Source organism: Paracoccus xiamenensis (genome assembly GCF_011308835.1).
Lineage (GTDB): Bacteria > Pseudomonadota > Alphaproteobacteria > Rhodobacterales > Rhodobacteraceae > Paracoccus > Paracoccus xiamenensis.
This window is the reverse complement of record NZ_JAAOHY010000003.1, coordinates 29,897-44,847: the sequence shown is the minus strand read 5'-3', so window position 1 is coordinate 44,847 and position 14,951 is coordinate 29,897. Positions and strand designations below refer to the sequence as shown.

Annotated in this window: 16 protein-coding genes; 10 read left to right on the top strand and 6 right to left on the bottom strand. The window is 64.0% G+C overall.

Going from position 1 to position 14,951, the window contains the following annotated elements; all coding sequences use genetic code 11:
* Positions 1-82 precede the first annotated feature (82 nt).
* From G7044_RS08650 to G7044_RS08625, 6 genes are all read left to right on the top strand, one after another.
* A complete protein-coding gene (locus G7044_RS08650) occupies positions 83-535 on the top strand; it encodes a c-type cytochrome (protein ID WP_166328020.1) in 453 nt (150 codons plus the stop codon).
* 11 nt (positions 536-546) lie between these two features.
* A complete protein-coding gene (locus tag G7044_RS08645) occupies positions 547-1,935 on the top strand; it encodes a cbb3-type cytochrome c oxidase subunit I (protein ID WP_166328019.1) in 1,389 nt (462 codons plus the stop codon).
* Positions 1,936-1,938: 3 nt separating this feature from the next.
* Complete coding sequence (locus G7044_RS08640; protein ID WP_166328018.1) at positions 1,939-2,751, top strand: CbbQ/NirQ/NorQ/GpvN family protein; 813 nt, start codon at positions 1,939-1,941, stop codon at positions 2,749-2,751.
* 79 nt (positions 2,752-2,830) lie between these two features.
* Positions 2,831-4,768 (top strand): nitric oxide reductase activation protein NorD, encoded by a 1,938-nt coding sequence (locus G7044_RS08635; protein ID WP_166328017.1) that lies wholly within the window; start codon positions 2,831-2,833, stop codon positions 4,766-4,768.
* A complete protein-coding gene (locus G7044_RS08630) occupies positions 4,765-5,316 on the top strand; it encodes a cytochrome c oxidase subunit 3 (RefSeq protein ID WP_235931228.1) in 552 nt (183 codons plus the stop codon). Before G7044_RS08635 ends, G7044_RS08630 begins: the two co-directional genes overlap by 4 nt.
* 8 nt (positions 5,317-5,324) lie before the next feature.
* On the top strand, positions 5,325-5,579 hold the full coding sequence (locus tag G7044_RS08625; RefSeq protein ID WP_166328016.1) for a cytochrome C oxidase subunit IV family protein: 255 nt from the start codon (positions 5,325-5,327) through the stop codon (positions 5,577-5,579).
* On the opposite strand, the gene G7044_RS08620 is transcribed toward G7044_RS08625, so the two are convergent.
* From G7044_RS08620 to G7044_RS08610, 3 genes are all read right to left on the bottom strand, one after another.
* A complete protein-coding gene (locus G7044_RS08620; RefSeq protein WP_166328015.1) occupies positions 5,576-6,274 on the bottom strand; it encodes a Crp/Fnr family transcriptional regulator in 699 nt (232 codons plus the stop codon). The two genes, G7044_RS08625 and G7044_RS08620, sit on opposite strands and share 4 nt — an antisense overlap.
* A 73-nt stretch (positions 6,275-6,347) precedes the next feature.
* On the bottom strand, positions 6,348-6,710 hold the full coding sequence (locus G7044_RS08615) for a hypothetical protein (RefSeq protein ID WP_166328014.1): 363 nt from the start codon (positions 6,708-6,710) through the stop codon (positions 6,348-6,350).
* A 186-nt stretch (positions 6,711-6,896) separates the two neighbouring features.
* Positions 6,897-7,100, bottom strand: a complete 204-nt coding sequence (locus G7044_RS08610) for a dodecin family protein (protein ID WP_166328013.1) — start codon at positions 7,098-7,100, stop codon at positions 6,897-6,899.
* Positions 7,101-7,388: 288 nt separating this feature from the next.
* Between G7044_RS08610 and G7044_RS08605 the strand changes: the two genes are divergently transcribed.
* Complete coding sequence (locus G7044_RS08605) at positions 7,389-8,486, top strand: branched-chain amino acid aminotransferase (RefSeq protein WP_166328012.1); 1,098 nt, start codon at positions 7,389-7,391, stop codon at positions 8,484-8,486.
* Between the two features lie 147 nt (positions 8,487-8,633).
* On the opposite strand, the gene G7044_RS08600 is transcribed toward G7044_RS08605, so the two are convergent.
* From G7044_RS08600 to G7044_RS08590, 3 genes are all read right to left on the bottom strand, one after another.
* Positions 8,634-9,737 carry a M24 family metallopeptidase gene (locus G7044_RS08600; RefSeq protein WP_166328011.1) on the bottom strand — a complete coding sequence of 368 codons (1,104 nt, stop codon included), beginning with the start codon at positions 9,735-9,737 and terminating at the stop codon, positions 8,634-8,636.
* A gap of 65 nt (positions 9,738-9,802) precedes the next feature.
* Entirely contained in the window at positions 9,803-11,389 is a 1,587-nt protein-coding gene (locus G7044_RS08595) for an ABC transporter substrate-binding protein (protein ID WP_166328010.1), read from the bottom strand.
* Between the two features lie 45 nt (positions 11,390-11,434).
* Positions 11,435-12,031, bottom strand: a complete 597-nt coding sequence (locus G7044_RS08590) for a helix-turn-helix domain-containing protein (protein WP_166328009.1) — start codon at positions 12,029-12,031, stop codon at positions 11,435-11,437.
* 139 nt (positions 12,032-12,170) lie between these two features.
* On the opposite strand from G7044_RS08590, the gene G7044_RS08585 reads away from it, so the two are divergent.
* The 3 genes from G7044_RS08585 to G7044_RS08575 are packed head-to-tail and all read left to right on the top strand — an operon-like array spanning position 12,171 to position 14,950.
* Complete coding sequence (locus G7044_RS08585; RefSeq protein ID WP_166328008.1) at positions 12,171-13,205, top strand: ABC transporter permease; 1,035 nt, start codon at positions 12,171-12,173, stop codon at positions 13,203-13,205.
* 9 nt (positions 13,206-13,214) lie between these two features.
* Complete coding sequence (locus G7044_RS08580) at positions 13,215-14,120, top strand: ABC transporter permease (RefSeq protein WP_166328007.1); 906 nt, start codon at positions 13,215-13,217, stop codon at positions 14,118-14,120.
* Positions 14,117-14,950, top strand: coding sequence for an ABC transporter ATP-binding protein (locus tag G7044_RS08575; protein WP_166328006.1), 834 nt, complete (start codon positions 14,117-14,119; stop codon positions 14,948-14,950). The genes G7044_RS08580 and G7044_RS08575 overlap by 4 nt, the downstream gene beginning before the upstream one ends.
* Position 14,951 lies beyond the last annotated feature (1 nt).

The window sequence follows — 14,951 nt, the reverse complement described above, 5'->3', positions numbered from 1 at the left end:
ACAGTTGACTTCCCTCAAGGTTTCGTGAGGCGCGCGGGTCCATTCCCGTTTTATCCGCAATTTCAACGAAGGGACCGTCGGCATGAGCGACATCATGACCAAGAGCATGGCCCGAAATGTCTTTTACGGTGGGTCGCTGTTCTTCATCGCGATCTTCGGCGTCCTGAATGTGCACAGCCACCTTTACGCCGCCAACACCGCAATCGACAAAGCCGGGCTGAACGAAAGTGTCGCAGCGGGCAAGCATATCTGGGAAAAACATGCCTGCGTGAACTGTCACACCATTCTGGGCGAAGGCGCCTATTTCGCGCCAGAGGTGGGCAATGTGATGGTCCGCTGGGGCGTACAGGATGATCCCGCCGCCGCGACCGAGGCACTGAAGTCCTGGATGGACGCCATGCCCACCGGCATCGAAGGCCGCCGCCAGATGCCGCAGTTCAACCTGAGCGATGAGGAATATCAGGATCTTGCGAATTTCCTGATCTGGACCAGCAAGATCAACACCCAGGGCTGGCCGCCCAATGAGGCGGGCTGAGGAGCGCTGACATGAAATATCACACGCAACGCATTGCCATGGCTTACTTCGTGACCGCCATGGCCTTGTTCGCCGTTCAGGTCACGATGGGGCTGATCATGGGCTGGATCTATGTCAGCCCGAATTTCCTGTCCGAGCTTTTGCCCTTCAACATCGCCCGGATGCTGCATTCCAACAGCCTGATCGTCTGGCTGCTGCTGGGCTTCTTCGGCTCGGCCTATTACATGATCCCGGAAGAGGCCGAGCGCGAGATCTATTCGCCCAAGCTGGCCTATCTGCAGCTGGGGATCCTGATCCTTGGCACCGCGGGCGTCGTGGTGACCTATCTGTTCGATCTGTTCCAGGGCAACTGGTTGCTGGGCAAGCAGGGACGCGAGTTTCTGGAACAGCCGACCTGGGTCAAGATCGGCATCACGGTTGCTGCGCTGATCTTCCTGTACAACGTCACCATGACCGTGTTGCAGGGCCGCAAGACGGCGATTTCCAACGTGCTGCTGCTGGGGCTTTGGGCGCTGGCGCTGCTGTGGCTGTTCGCCTTCTACAACCCCTCGAACCTGGTGCTGGACAAGCAATACTGGTGGTGGGTCGTTCACCTGTGGGTGGAAGGCGTTTGGGAGTTGATCATGGCCTCGATCCTGGCCTTCCTGATGCTGAAACTGACCGGCGTTGACCGTGAGGTGGTGGAAAAATGGCTGTATGTCATCGTCGCCACGGCGCTGTTCTCGGGGATCCTCGGGACCGGGCACCATTACTACTGGATTGGTCTGCCGGCCTATTGGCAGTGGATCGGCTCGATCTTTTCCAGCTTCGAGATCGTACCCTTCTTTGCCATGATGTCCTTTGCCTTCGTCATGGTCTGGAAGGGACGGCGCGATCACCCCAACAAGGCGGCGCTGCTGTGGTCGCTGGGCTGCTCGGTGCTGGCGTTCTTCGGCGGTGGTGTCTGGGGCTTCCTGCACACGCTGCACGGGGTGAATTACTATACTCACGGCACCCAGATCACCGCGGCGCATGGCCACCTGGCTTTCTATGGTGCCTATGTCTGCCTGATCCTCGCCATCATCACCTATGCGATGCCGATCATGCGCAATCGCGACCCCTATAACCAGGTGCTGAACATGGCCTCGTTCTGGCTGATGTCGGGGGGGATGCTGTTCATGACCTTCGTGCTGACCTTTGCCGGCACCATCCAGACCCATCTGCAGCGGGTCGAGGGCAACTATTACATGGATGTCCAGGACGCGCTGCCGCTGTTCTACTGGATGCGCTTCGGTGCCGGTGTCGCGGTGGTGTTGGGGGCGGTGCTGTTCATCTGGTCGGTCATGGTCCCACGCCGCGAAGTGGTCACGGCCGGTCCGGTCCAGAGCCACAAGGATGGTCATATCGAGGCGGCAGAGTAAGCCATGAACGCCATCACCAACCAATTGAGCATGGAGGGGGCGGACGCCCCCTTCTACCTTCCCCAATCCGACGAGATCGCCGTCTTCGAGGCCGCCGCGCGCGCCGATATGCCGGTGCTGCTGAAAGGCCCGACGGGCAGCGGCAAGACGCGTTTCGTCAGCCATATGGCGGCACGGCTGGGGCGCAGGCTGTACACCGTGGCCTGCCATGACGACCTGTCTGCGGCTGACCTGATCGGGCGCTATCTGCTGAAGGGTGGCGAAACTGTCTGGGTCGATGGCCCGCTGACCCGCGCCGTGCGTGAGGGTGCGATCTGTTACCTCGACGAGGTGGTCGAGGCGCGCAAGGACGTCACCGTCGTTTTGCACCCACTGACCGACGACCGCCGCATCCTGCCCATCGACCGCACTGGCGAGGAACTGGCCGCCGCGCCGGGCTTCATGCTGGTTGCCAGCTATAACCCTGGCTACCAGAATATCCTGAAGACGCTGAAACCCTCGACCCGGCAGCGCTTCGTGGCGATGGAGTTCGATTTTCCGCCGCCCGCGCAGGAGATCGAGATCGTCACCCGCGAATCCGGTCTGGACCGCGACCGCAGCGCGGCGCTTGTCCGGTTGGCGGGCAAGCTGCGCGCGCTGAAGGGGCAGGATCTGGAAGAGGGCGTCTCGACCCGATTGGTGGTCTATGCGGCGACCCTGATCGCGGGCGGCATGCCGGTCAATCGTGCCATCGAAGCGGCGATGATAGAGCCCCTGACCGATGATGCCGATGTAAAACGGGGATTGCTGGATCTGGTCGTCGCCGTTTTCGGTTGACGGGATGAGAGTGGCGGGCAGCCCGGGGGCTTTGCCCCCGGACCCCCAGGATATTTTCGCCAGAATGAAAGGTGCCGCGATGGCGCAGGAATGGCGCGAGATCGAGCCGTGGGAGCCGGAGGAATCGGTCGGCAAGCTGTGGCATGCCTATGCCAGCCGGCTGGATGCCGCCCCTGAATATCCCGAGGCGCGGGTCGCGTTGGCCGATGTGGCGGGCAGGATTTCGGTTCTGTTCCGTGGGCTCGGCGGTGATCCCTCGGTAGAGCTGCGGGGGGCGGCTGACCGGGTCAGCAAGCACCGGATCGGCTGGCGTCGCCGGCTGGGGACCGAGGCCGAGGCGTTGCCGCGCGCCAGTTTCGACGGCGAGGCCTTGCGCCTGCCGCAATCGCTGGCGGTCTTCCCGACGACCGAGGCGAATGGGGTACTGTATCTGTGGCTGGCCGCCTGCGCGGCCCACGCCTTGGGCATTTCTGCCCATGAGGATCCGTTGCGCGCCGACTTGGCGCGGCTGGCGGGCGCGCGCCGCATGGTGGATGCAACATTGGCTGATGCGCCGGGTTTGCGCGGGCTTTATGACGACCTGGCCTCGGTGGTGTTGGCGCAGCGTCCCGCGCCCCGTTTGCCGCCCGACGAGGCGGCGATGGAGGAATTGGTGCGCCGGCAGTTGGGGGCGGATGCGCCGCTGTCGCCGCGCGCGTCCGAGCTGGCGGCAGTGATGGATGATCCTTCGGCGCTGCGCGCGCCCCGCGACTATCGTCCCTTCCGGCCGGTGGTCCTTTGGCCCGAGATCGAGGTTGCAGGCACCTCGGCCGCCGACCGGGTCGAAAGCCGCGACGCCGAGGGCGCGCCCGAGGAAAGCCATGGTGATCGCGTTATCCGCGCCCGCCGGCGCGCGACCGATCAGGCGCGGCGCAATGACAGCCTGATCCTGCACAAGTTCGAAGCGATCCTGTCCTGGGCCGAGTTCCTGAACCTCAACCGCCGGATCGAGGACGACGACAATGATGATGCCAAGAAGGCCGCGGACGATCAGGAGGAGTTGGGGCTGGGTCAGATCAGCAAGGCGCCGGCCACGCGGCTGAAGCTGCATCTGGACCTGTCGCCCGAAGATGCCGATCGAGAGGCGCTGGCGGGGGCGTTCACCTATCCCGAATGGGATGCCCGGCGCGGCACCTATCTGCCCGATCACGTTCGGGTTCTGGTCAACCCGGGTGTCGAGGCCGAGGATACCGCGCCGTTGGACGACCCGCCTGCGCGCGCGCGCATCCGTGCCGTTCGCCGCCAGTTCGAAGCCCTGCGGCCGGGTCGGGTCGTCACCTCTGGTCACCGCGATGGCGACGATCTGGACGACGATCTTGCGGTTCGCGCGCGGGTCGACCTGCATGCGACAGGGCAGGGCAGCGACCGGATCTGGCGGCAGTCGCGGCCGGTTGCGCGCGACCTTGCCGTCTCGATCCTGCTTGACGTGTCGCGCTCGACCGAAAGCGCGGTGACAGGGCGGTCGGTGATCGACATTGAACGCGAGGCATTGGCGGCCCTTGCCTGGGGGCTGGATGCCTGCGGTGACGATTTCGCGGTGCAGGCCTTTTCCTCGCTGAAGCGGGACCGGGTTTTCGTCACCGACTGCAAGCGTTTCGACGAGCCGATGGGCGCGGCGGTCGAGCGCCGCCTATGTGCGCTTCGGCCGCAATTCTATACCCGGTTGGGGGCGGGGATCCGGCATGCCTCGGCCGGGCTGGCGCGGCAGGCGCGGCAGCGGCGGTTGCTGCTGATTGTCACCGATGGCAAGCCCAATGACCTGGATCATTACGAAGGCCGGCACGGGATCGAAGACAGCGCCCGCGCCGTGCGCGAAGCCCGGCGCGCGGGCGCGGCGGTGTTCGGCATTACCGTCGATCGAGACGGCAAAAGCTGGTTCCCGCGCATTTTCGGGCAGGGGGGCTACGCGCTGATCCCCCATCCCGACAAGCTGATCGAGGCGCTGCCCCGCATCTATCGCCAACTGGTCGGCGCATGAGCCAGCCGCGATCCCCGCTGGCGGACCTGCCGGGTGAGCTGATCATGTGGGTGCTGATCGTCAGCGAGTTGGCGGTTTTCTGCGTCTGCCTGCTGATCCTGCTGGTGCTGCGGCTGGGCGATCCCGCGCTGTTCGCGCAATCTCAGGACCAGTTGCATCGCGCGGCGGCAGGGATCAACACCGTGGTGCTGGTCAGTTCGGGCTATGGCGCTGCGCGGGCGGTGGCGGCGATCCGGCAGGGGGCGGAGGCTCCGGCGCGGCGCTGGCTGCTGGGGGCTGCGGGTCTCGGGGTGATTTTCCTTGGACTGAAGTCCGTCGAATATGCCGACGCGATCAGCAAGGGTATCGGGGTTGAGACGAACGCCTTCTTCACCTTCTATTTTCTGCTGACAGGTTTTCACGCTGCCCATGTTGCCGCCGGGATGGTGATCCTGCTGCTGGTGGCAATCCGACCGCAGCCCGACGGCGTACAGGCGGGGGCGCAGTTCTGGCACATGGTGGATCTGGTCTGGGTGCTGCTGTTCCCGATCATCTACCTGCTGCAATGAGGGCGAGCATGCTGGAACGCGCATGGATCTGGCTGATGGGGCTGAGCCTGGCTGCAACCGCAGTGGCGCTTGGCCAGCCGCTGCTGCCGAACGGTGCCACCTGGCTGGCCGGCCTGATGGTGCTGGCGATTGCCGGACTGAAGGCGCGGATCATCCTGAAGGACTATCTGGAACTGGCCGAGGCCCCACAGATTTTGCGCGGCTTGGCCTTCGCGCTGTCGCTGTTTCTTCTGGCCGCGGCCGGGCTTTACCTAGCGGCCTAGCGGGTCCAGGGCTGGCCCTTGTCCTGACTGGACAACTCGCGCAGCTTGTCGAGGTCTTCGATTATGGCGTGGTTGCCATCGATGCGCACGCCATGGTCGCGCAGGCGGGCAAAGGCCCGCGACAGGCTTTCGGGCTGGATGCCCAGATGGCCCGCGATGAGGGTCTTGTTATACGGCAACGCCACGCGGGCGCCGTTGTCATGCCCGCCCGCCAGATCGACCAGAAATTCCGCCAGCCGTTGCACGCCCGAACGCGCCTTAAGCTGTTCAACCTGTTCGACCAACCCGTGCAGGTGGACATAGCTTGCGGCAAGCAGGCTCAGCGCCAATTGCGGGTCTTCCGCGATCTGTCGTCGTATCCGGTTGCCATCGATCTGGACCAGCGTACTGCCCGTGATCGCCTCGGACGAGACCGGGTAGTGCTCATCACGCAGTGCGACCGCTTCGGCGAAACTCTGGCCGCTTTTCAGGATCGAGACCACCGCCTCGGCCCCGCTGCGCGAGATGCGGTACAGCTTCACCCAGCCGTCGACAATGAGATAGACCGAATTCGCCGGCTCACCCTGCAGAAAGATGGTCTCGCCCGCGTCGAACTGGCGGGGCGTCGCACCCTCCAGCAGGCGTTCCAGCACTGCATCGGGCAGGTAGCGCAGCATTACCGAGGCTTTCGCCGCAGAAATGATCTTTGGGGTCATGGTCAGTTTCCGGAACAGGGGCCTGTGCGCGGTGAAAGCCTACTTCCGAAATGCCGGAAGCGCAAAGGACTGGTTAATCGTCCGACAGCACCCGCTGTGACGAACGGGTGCAATGGACGACTGGGTCAGCGTCGGGGACGGGCGCGCATGGCGTCTGTGCCGCCAATGGGGTGACGCTGAAGCCGCCACTGCTTGGGATCTCGACGCGGTAGCGATGGGTCTCGGCCTCGGGCGGGACGCCGTGGACATATGGCGAAAGCTGCAGGGCGCTGGTACCGCACAGGGCCAGAAGCGGCGGCTTGCCCGCCTCGATCAGGACTTGCACCAGAACCTCGCGCGTGGCCGCGCAGGCCTGAGCCGAGTCCGCCGGGCTTAGCGTCAGGCGGGTGTCGCCATCGGACATGAGGGTCAGCAGCAGAAGAGCCGGTAGGGACATGGAAAGCCTCGGCAAGAACGTCGGTCGCGATGTAGCCTGACGAGCCATTCAAGCCCAGCTTGTGCGGTGCAGAGTTTACGCAGAATTCTATATATTGATCATAACAACATGAATTGTATATATAAAGACATATTGTCGCGCGGGGCCGCCCGGGCCGGGGAATAGTGCCAGCCCGGGCTGCTGTGGTCAGTCGTCAAGCACAAAGGTGACCATCATATTGACCCGATAAGCCGAAATATTGCCGCCCTGGCAATCGACGCTTTGTTCCTTGACCCAGGCGCTTTTGACGTTGCGCAGGGTCTCGTTGGCGCGGGTCAGGCCTTGGCGGATGGCATCCTCGAACCCTTTTTCCGACGTGGCAGAGATTTCGGTGACGCGTGCAATGGACATGTCTTCCTCCTTGGGTTGGCAGGTCGGGGGTCAACGCTGCGCAACGGAATTCGTTGCCATGAATTTGAATGGAGGCCCCTCGGTAGGCGGTCGCTCGCCATGCGTGAATAGATCGCTTCTGCTGATGCGAAGCGTCTTTCATGGTGCTAAGACGGATATGCAGGCGGTGCGCGAGGGGCGTGCCGGGCAGGCGGTGCCGGGGGCGGATGAACCTGCGGCGGCAACATCTGCAGAGGAAACACTAGGCGCGCTGCGGTCCCGCATCGCGCTGGGAATGGGATGGCAAGAATGGACACGCTTCAGCAAACCGAAATCGCCGTTCAGCGGACGGACAAGCCGGTCAGCGAACAGGACCGCAAGGCGATCCTGGCCAATCCGGGCTTCGGCAAATACCTGACCGACCACATGGTCACGATCCGCTATACGCAAGACAAGGGCTGGCATGACGCGCGCGTCTCGCCCTTGCAGGATCTGGGCTTGAGCCCGGGCACCATGGTTCTGCATTATGCCGGCGAGATCTTCGAAGGCATGAAGGCTTACCGGCTGCCCGACGGCGGCGTCACCCTGTTTCGCCCTGGCGCCAATGCCAGCCGGTTCAACGCCTCGGCCGAGCGTTTGGCCATGGCGCAGATCCCCGAAGACCTGTTCGTCAATGCCGTCCGCGCGCTGGTTCATGCGGATCAGGACTGGGTGCCCTCTCAGGAAGGGGCCTCGCTGTATCTGCGGCCCTTCATGATCGGCACCGAAATGGCAATTGGCACCCATCCGTCCAACAGCTTCCTGTTCAGCGTGATCGCCTCGCCGGTGGCGTCCTATTTCAAGGGCGACGCGGCGGGCGTGTCGCTGTGGGTGTCCGAAAACTACACCCGCGCCGCACCGGGCGGCACGGGGGCGGCGAAATGCGGCGGCAACTATGCCGGTGCCCTGGCCGCGCAGGCCGAGGCGGCCCGTGAGGGTTGCGAGCAGGTGGTCTTCCTGGACGCAGTTGAACGCCGTTGGGTCGAGGAATTGGCGGGCATGAATATCTTCTTCGTCTTTGAAGACGGCAGCCTGCAAACCCCGCCTCTGTCGGGCACGATTTTGCCGGGTATTACCCGTAATTCGCTGATTTCGCTGGCGAATGACATGGGCCTGACCGTGCGCGAGGAGCGTTACGGCATCGACCAGTGGAAGGCCGACGCGGCCTCGGGTCGGTTGGTCGAGGTCTTCGCCTGCGGCACCGCGGCCGCTGTCGCGCCGATCGGCAAGGTAAAGGGCAAGGGCTTTGACCTGACCGTGCGCGGCGGTGAACCCGGCCCGGTCACCGCACGCCTGAAGAAGGCGCTGACAGACATCCAGTTCGGCCGCGCCCCCGATCCGCGCCACTGGCTGGATCGCGTCGTCTGATCGCAGCCGACCGGCAAGGCATTGAAAGGGCGGGGCAACCCCGCCCTTTTTCATGTGCGGTCTGCATCCGCGCCGTTGAGGGCAGCGGAATGACAAAAGCCGGCCCCGGATCAGGGGGCCGGCCTGATCTGTCATGGCAGGCGGCTGTCAGGCGCGGATCATGTCGCGCGGCAGGTCCGAAAAGATCTCTGGACCGTCGGCGCGCAGGATGACGATTTCCTCCAGCCGGACACCGAACGCACCTTGCAGGTAGATGCCCGGCTCGATCGAGAAGACATTGCCTTCGGCCAGCACGGCGTCGGAACTGGCGGCGATGTAAGGCGGCTCGTGGATGTCGATGCCAAGCCCGTGGCCGGTGCGGTGCAGGAACCTGTCGCCGTAACCCGCAGCGGCGATCACGTCGCGGGCAGCCTTGTCGACATCGCGGGCGGGGGTGCCGGGCTTTGCTGCTGCAAGGGCGGCCTGCACAGCACGCTCGACCGTCGCGAAGACTTCCTCGTAAGTTTCTGAAGGTGTGCCGAAAAATCCTGAACGCGTCATGTCCGAGGGGTAGCCGTCCAGCCGGCAGCCGGTGTCAATCATCACCGCCGTGTCGGCGGTCAGACGGGTGTCGCCGGAATAGTGATGCGGGAAGGCCGAAGACGCCCCGAAACAGATCGAGCAGAATTCAAGCTGCGCGCCGTGATCGGTGTAAAATGCCTCGATCAGCGCCTGGATCTCGCGCTCGGTCACGCCTTCTTTCAGTGCGGCGAAGGCGGCGGTGACGGCGGCGTCGTTCAATTGGTGCGCGGCCTTGATCGCGGCGTATTCCTCGGCATCCTTCGCCGCGCGCAACAGGCCCACGGTGTCGTCGGTAAAGCGGCGGCGGGGCGTATCCAGCGCGTCCAGCAGGCGCAGCGCGAAATCGGCGCGCATGGTTTCGTCCAGCACCACCGACAGGCCGGGACCGGTCGCGCCGCAATCGGCCAGCAGCGCTGCAAGCGCGGCCTCTGGCCCCTCGTCATCACGCCATGCGTAGAAGGGCAGGTCGGTGTCCTTCCGGGCCGCGTCGGCATTCAGCGACGGCATCAGGAAGCCGGCATGGTCCCGGCTGATCAGCAGCATGACCGGGCGTTCGTCGCCATGAGGATGCACGCCCGAGGCCCAGCCCATATGGCTGGACGGGCCGAGGACGACAAGATCGGTGCCGGTTGCAGCCATGCGGTCGCGCAGTGCGGCAAGGCGGCGGGTGGTGCGGGGGAAGTCGGGCATGGTGGCTCCGCTGCAGGGAAAAAAGGGTCGGGCCGCCGGGGGAGGACGGCGGCCCGAGGCTCGGATCAGTTTTTCTCGACGAGGCGATAATAGACAAAATCCGAGGTCGCGCCGTTCACATAACCTGTGACGGCGCTGTTCATCGCCACCTGATAGGCGGCCTGGAACATGATGACGATGGGCGAGGATTCCTGCACCTTCTTCTGCAGGTCCTGATAGGTGGCCAGGCGCTTGTCCGGGTCGGCCTCGGACAGGGCGGCCATGGTTTCGGCGTTCATGTCCTCGGGCACCGCCCAGGCATTGCGCCAGGTGGTCGTGGCGGCATAGGCGTCATCGGCATTGTTCGAGTTATAGGCGAAGGCCTTGGCATTCGAATGCGGGTCCATGAAGTCCGGCCCCCAATACAGCAGCATCGCCTGATGGCTGCGCTCGCGATACTTGGTGATGACCTGGCTGCCGGTGCCGGGCAGGATCTCGAAATTGATGCCGGCATCGGCAAAGCTGGCCTGAAGCGACTGCGCCATATCGGTGAAGGGGGCCGCGTTGATAACGTCCAGTGTCACCGTGATCGGGGTCTCGACACCGGCATCGGCCAGGATCTGGCGCGCCTTTTCTGGATCATAGGTGAAGGGCGTTTCGTCGAACGAGCCGGGGAAGCCCTTGGGCCAGAAGGCCTGATGCACCTCCATCTGCCCTTTCAGGATGGTATCGGCCATGCCTTGATAATTCACCAGATAACGCGCGGCCTCCCAGACGGCGGGGGGCGTCAGGCTTTCGGTCTTCTGGTTGAAGGACAGGAAATGGACAGCGGCCTGAGGATAGGTCTCGACCTTGATCTCATCGCTGCTGATCGAGGCGATCTGATCGGGCGTCAGGTTGCGGGCGAGGTCGATGTCACCCTTTTCCAGCAGCAATTGCTGGGTCGCGGCTTCGGCGACATGGCGGATGATGACGCTGTCGATGGCGGGCGCACCGTTGAAATATTCCTTGTTCGCGGTCATCCGCACCATCTGTGCGGGCGTGTAACGGTCCAGCATGAACGGGCCGGAGCCGGCGGCATTTTCGTTCAGCCAGGCATTGCCCATATCGCCGTCCGATTCGTGTTCTTTGACCAGAACACTGTCGACGATCGACGCCGGGCGCGAGGCCAGCACGTTCAGCACGAAGGCGGGCGAGAAATCGCCTTCGTATTTCACGGTGACGGTATTGCCGCTGCCGGTGACCATCTGGGCGATATTGTCGGGGGTCCAGCCCAGCTGCGTCAGGATAAAGGCCGGCGTCAGGTTCAGCTGGATCACCCGCGTGAAGGAATAGATCACGTCATCGGCGGTCACCGGGTTGCCCGAGGCGAAGGTCGCGCCGTCGCGCAGCGTGAAGGTGATGGTTTTCGCTTCCGCGTCGGCCTGCCATTCCGAAGCCAGACCGCCCGCCAGGACCGTGGTATCGGCCGCGTCATACTGGACCAGCCGGTCATAAAGGTTGGTTACCAGTTCCCCGGACGTGAACTCATAGGCCTGCGCCGGGTCGATGGCGACGATATCGTCGATATTCTGCGCCACCACCAGAACGCCGTCGGGCGTGGCGGCCAGCCCGGCACTGGCCAATGGCAGTGCCAGAAAACTGGCGAGGACGGAACTCGTGAAGTGCTTCATGTCTGTCTCCCTTTTTTGTGCGGAAAGGTTGGGCGTGTGATTGTTTTATTCGGCCTGCTCAGGCACGACGCCGGCGCGGGCCAGAACCTCCAGCGTGCCGGTCCACAGGATGCGGGCAGTCCGATCAGTCGGATTGGCCCATGAATGCGGGGTCTGGCCGCTGTAATGCAGGCTGTCACCCGGCCTCAGGCGGAAGCTCTGCCCATCAAGGACCTGGTCGATCTCTCCTTCTAGGACGAAGACCAGCTCCTCGCCCTCGTGGCTGACGGTTTCAGACGCATAGCCCGGCGGCACGGTCAGCACATAGCCGGAAAGCTCTGCCCCCGGAAAACCGGCGACGAGAGTTTCATAGCTGAGCGTCGAGTTGGGCAGCGCGAAGCGAGGTCGCTGTCCGGCGCGCGTCAGCCCGTCCGCAGGCTTTGGCGCGGCGATGAAATATTCCAGCCCCACCCCAAGGGCGTCGGCGATCTGGGCCAGCGTGCCCAGTGTCGGGGTCGCATTGTCGCGTTCCACCTGGCTAAGATAGCCGATGGAAACGCCCGAGCCGTCGCTGAGCGCCTGAAGCGTCATCTGCAACTGCTTTCGCCGTTTGCGGATGACATGGCCAAGCCGTGGCTCTGCCTTGGATCTTGCGGCTGGCATCGTCGTCCCCCCCCCCCGATTGCTATCAGCAGCATACAAAAAAATTTTTACATAGCAAAAAAAAATTTTTGTATAATTCAGAAATTGCTCTATGCAGGTGCGGCCCGAGGAGGCGCGCGACGAACAGGAGGTAGACAGCATGGCCACGGGGACGACCCGGATTTGGCGCGGCGCAGGCGCGATTGGCGGCTTTGTCGTCATCACCTTGCTGACATTCATCGGCCTGATGGCCATCACCTTTTTCATCGGTCGCGTGATCCCGATCGACCCTGTGCTGGCGGTGGTAGGCGACCGCGCCACGCAGGAACAATATGACGCAGCGCGGGCGGCCATGGGGCTGGACCAGTCGCTGCCGGTTCAATTCCTGCACTATATCGGCGACGTATTCCGGGGCGATCTGGGCCGTTCCGTCTCGACCAATCGCCCGGTGGCCGAGGATCTGGCCGTGGTCTTTCCGGCGACGCTGGAAATGGCCACGCTTGGCATCATCATCGGTGTGGCGATTGGCGTGCCGCTGGGGGTCTGGGCGGCGGCCCGGCAGGGCACCTGGATCGATCAGGTGATCCGGGTTGTGGCGCTGCTGGGCTATTCGGTGCCGGCATTCTGGCTGGGGCTGGTCGGGCTGGCGGTCTTCTATGCCGGGCTTGGCTGGGTCGCGGGGCCGGGCCGGGTCGACATCTTCTATGAGGGCCTGGTCGAGCCGCGCACCGGGTTGATGCTGGTCGACGCGGCGCTTGCCGGCGACTGGGAGGTGTTTTTCAATGCGCTGGATCACCTGCTCCTGCCGGCGGCGATTCTGGGCTTCTTCTCGCTGGCCTATATCGCGCGGATGACGCGCAGCTTCATGCTGGACCAGCTGGGGCAGGAATACGTCACCACCGCCCGCGTCAAGGGTGTGCCCGAATGGCGGGTGATCTGGACCCACGCCTTCCGGCCGATCCGGGTTCCGCTGATCACCGTGATCGGGCTGTCCTACGCTGCACTGCTGGAAGGTTCGGTGATGATCGAGACGGTCTTCAGCTGGCCCGGCATCGGCAATTACCTGACCGTGGCGCTGCTGAATGCCGATATGAACGCCGTTCTGGGCGCGACGCTGGTCATCGGCGCGGTCTTCATTCTGATCAACCGGTTCTCGGATGTGCTGTATCGCATCCTTGATCCGCGCAGCCGATAGGGGGCGACGATGGGCACGGCAAAAAGCTGGCTTCTGGACGATTCTCCGGCTTCGCGTCTTCAGGCGAGCCTTGGGCGCAGCTATCGCATGGCGCGGATGCTGATGCGCAATCCGCTGGCGGTGGTGGGCGCGCTGATCCTGCTGACGCTGCTGGTGACGGCGGCCTTCGCGCCGTGGATCGCGCCTTACAGCCCGCTGGGGCAGGATCTGGGCGCGCGGCTGCTGCCGCCTTCGGCGGCGCATTGGATGGGCACGGACGAGCTGGGGCGCGATATCTTCAGCCGCGTCGTCTATGGCGCCCGGATCACGCTGATGATCGTGGTGCTGGTGGCGGTGATCGCCGCCCCGCTGGGGCTGCTGATAGGGGCGATCGCCGGCTATTTCGGCGGCTGGGTCGACCGGCTGTTGATGGGGCTGACCGACGTATTCCTGTCGATGCCCAAGCTGATCCTGGCGCTGGCATTCGTGGCCGCCCTTGGGCCGGGGATCGAAAATGCCATCATCGCCATCGCCATTACCTCTTGGCCGGCCTATGCGCGGATCGCACGGGCCGAGACGCTGACCTTCCGCAATGCCGAATTCATCGCCGCCACCCGGCTGCTGGGGGCATCGCATGGGCGGATCATCGTCCGGCATGTGCTGCCGCTGTGCACCTCGTCGATGATCGTGCGGGTGACGCTGGACATGGCCGGGATCATCCTGACCGCCGCCGGTCTGGGCTTTCTGGGTCTTGGCGCGCAGCCGCCCCTTCCGGAATGGGGGGCGATGATCTCGCGCGGGCGGACTTTCATTCTGGATCAATGGTGGGTGGCGACGATGCCGGGCTTTGCGATCATCATCGTCTCGCTGGGTTTCTGTTTCCTCGGCGACGGGCTGCGCGACGTTCTTGATCCGAAGCAAGGAGGCAAGTCATGACCGCGCTTCTGGAAATCGAAAACCTGCGCGTCAGCTTCCCGACTGCCTCGGGCCGGGTCGAGGTGGTCAAAGGGCTGTCGCTTTCGCTGGGACGCGAGCGGTTGGGTATCGTTGGCGAAAGCGGGTCGGGCAAGTCCATGACCGGCCGCGCCATCCTGCGCCTGATCCGCCGACCGGGCCGCCAGCAGGCCGACCGCATGGTCTTTGACGGGATCGACCTGCAGGCCCGGACCGAACGCGGGATGCGGCAATTGCGCGGTGCCCGCATCTCGATGATCATGCAGGATCCGAAATTCTCGTTGAACCCGGTGATGACCGTCGGCGACCAGATCGCCGAGGCGCTTGTCACCCACGAACGCCTGCCGCGTCGCGATGTCCGCGCGCGCGTGATCGAGATGCTGCATTCGGTGCGCATCCATGACCCCGAGCGGGTGATGGACCTGTACCCGCACGAGGTTTCTGGCGGCATGGGGCAGCGCATCATGATCGCCATGATGCTGATCCCACGCCCCGATCTGCTGATCGCGGATGAACCGACCTCGGCCTTGGACGTGTCGGTGCAGGCGCAGGTGCTGGATCTGATCGACGAATTGGTGCGCGAAAAGGGAATGGCGCTGATCCTGATCTCGCATGATCTGGATCTGGTGGCGCGCTATTGCGATCGCATTCTGGTCATGCATGCCGGCGAGGTGGTTGGGGCCTGCGCCGCCCGCGACCTACACAAGGCCAGCCATCCCTATACGCGCGGCCTTCTGGCCGCAGTCCCCCGGATGGAGGAAACCCGCGAAGAGCTTCCGGTTCTGGACCGCAGCGCATGGGGTGGAACATGAG

What these genes read in the sequence shown, in the direction of transcription:
- G7044_RS08650 (WP_166328020.1), top strand. Translation starts at nt 83, where the DNA reads ATGAGCGACATCATGACCAAGAGCATGGCCCGAAATGTCTTTTACGGT.
- G7044_RS08645 (WP_166328019.1), top strand. Translation starts at nt 547, where the DNA reads ATGAAATATCACACGCAACGCATTGCCATGGCTTACTTCGTGACCGCC.
- G7044_RS08640 (WP_166328018.1), top strand. Translation starts at nt 1,939, where the DNA reads ATGAACGCCATCACCAACCAATTGAGCATGGAGGGGGCGGACGCCCCC.
- G7044_RS08635 (WP_166328017.1), top strand. Translation starts at nt 2,831, where the DNA reads ATGGCGCAGGAATGGCGCGAGATCGAGCCGTGGGAGCCGGAGGAATCG.
- G7044_RS08630 (WP_235931228.1), top strand. Translation starts at nt 4,765, where the DNA reads ATGAGCCAGCCGCGATCCCCGCTGGCGGACCTGCCGGGTGAGCTGATC.
- G7044_RS08625 (WP_166328016.1), top strand. Translation starts at nt 5,325, where the DNA reads ATGCTGGAACGCGCATGGATCTGGCTGATGGGGCTGAGCCTGGCTGCA.
- G7044_RS08620 (WP_166328015.1), bottom strand. Translation starts at nt 6,274, where the DNA reads ATGACCCCAAAGATCATTTCTGCGGCGAAAGCCTCGGTAATGCTGCGC.
- G7044_RS08615 (WP_166328014.1), bottom strand. Translation starts at nt 6,710, where the DNA reads ATGTCCCTACCGGCTCTTCTGCTGCTGACCCTCATGTCCGATGGCGAC.
- G7044_RS08610 (WP_166328013.1), bottom strand. Translation starts at nt 7,100, where the DNA reads ATGTCCATTGCACGCGTCACCGAAATCTCTGCCACGTCGGAAAAAGGG.
- G7044_RS08605 (WP_166328012.1), top strand. Translation starts at nt 7,389, where the DNA reads ATGGACACGCTTCAGCAAACCGAAATCGCCGTTCAGCGGACGGACAAG.
- G7044_RS08600 (WP_166328011.1), bottom strand. Translation starts at nt 9,737, where the DNA reads ATGCCCGACTTCCCCCGCACCACCCGCCGCCTTGCCGCACTGCGCGAC.
- G7044_RS08595 (WP_166328010.1), bottom strand. Translation starts at nt 11,389, where the DNA reads ATGAAGCACTTCACGAGTTCCGTCCTCGCCAGTTTTCTGGCACTGCCA.
- G7044_RS08590 (WP_166328009.1), bottom strand. Translation starts at nt 12,031, where the DNA reads ATGCCAGCCGCAAGATCCAAGGCAGAGCCACGGCTTGGCCATGTCATC.
- G7044_RS08585 (WP_166328008.1), top strand. Translation starts at nt 12,171, where the DNA reads ATGGCCACGGGGACGACCCGGATTTGGCGCGGCGCAGGCGCGATTGGC.
- G7044_RS08580 (WP_166328007.1), top strand. Translation starts at nt 13,215, where the DNA reads ATGGGCACGGCAAAAAGCTGGCTTCTGGACGATTCTCCGGCTTCGCGT.
- G7044_RS08575 (WP_166328006.1), top strand. Translation starts at nt 14,117, where the DNA reads ATGACCGCGCTTCTGGAAATCGAAAACCTGCGCGTCAGCTTCCCGACT.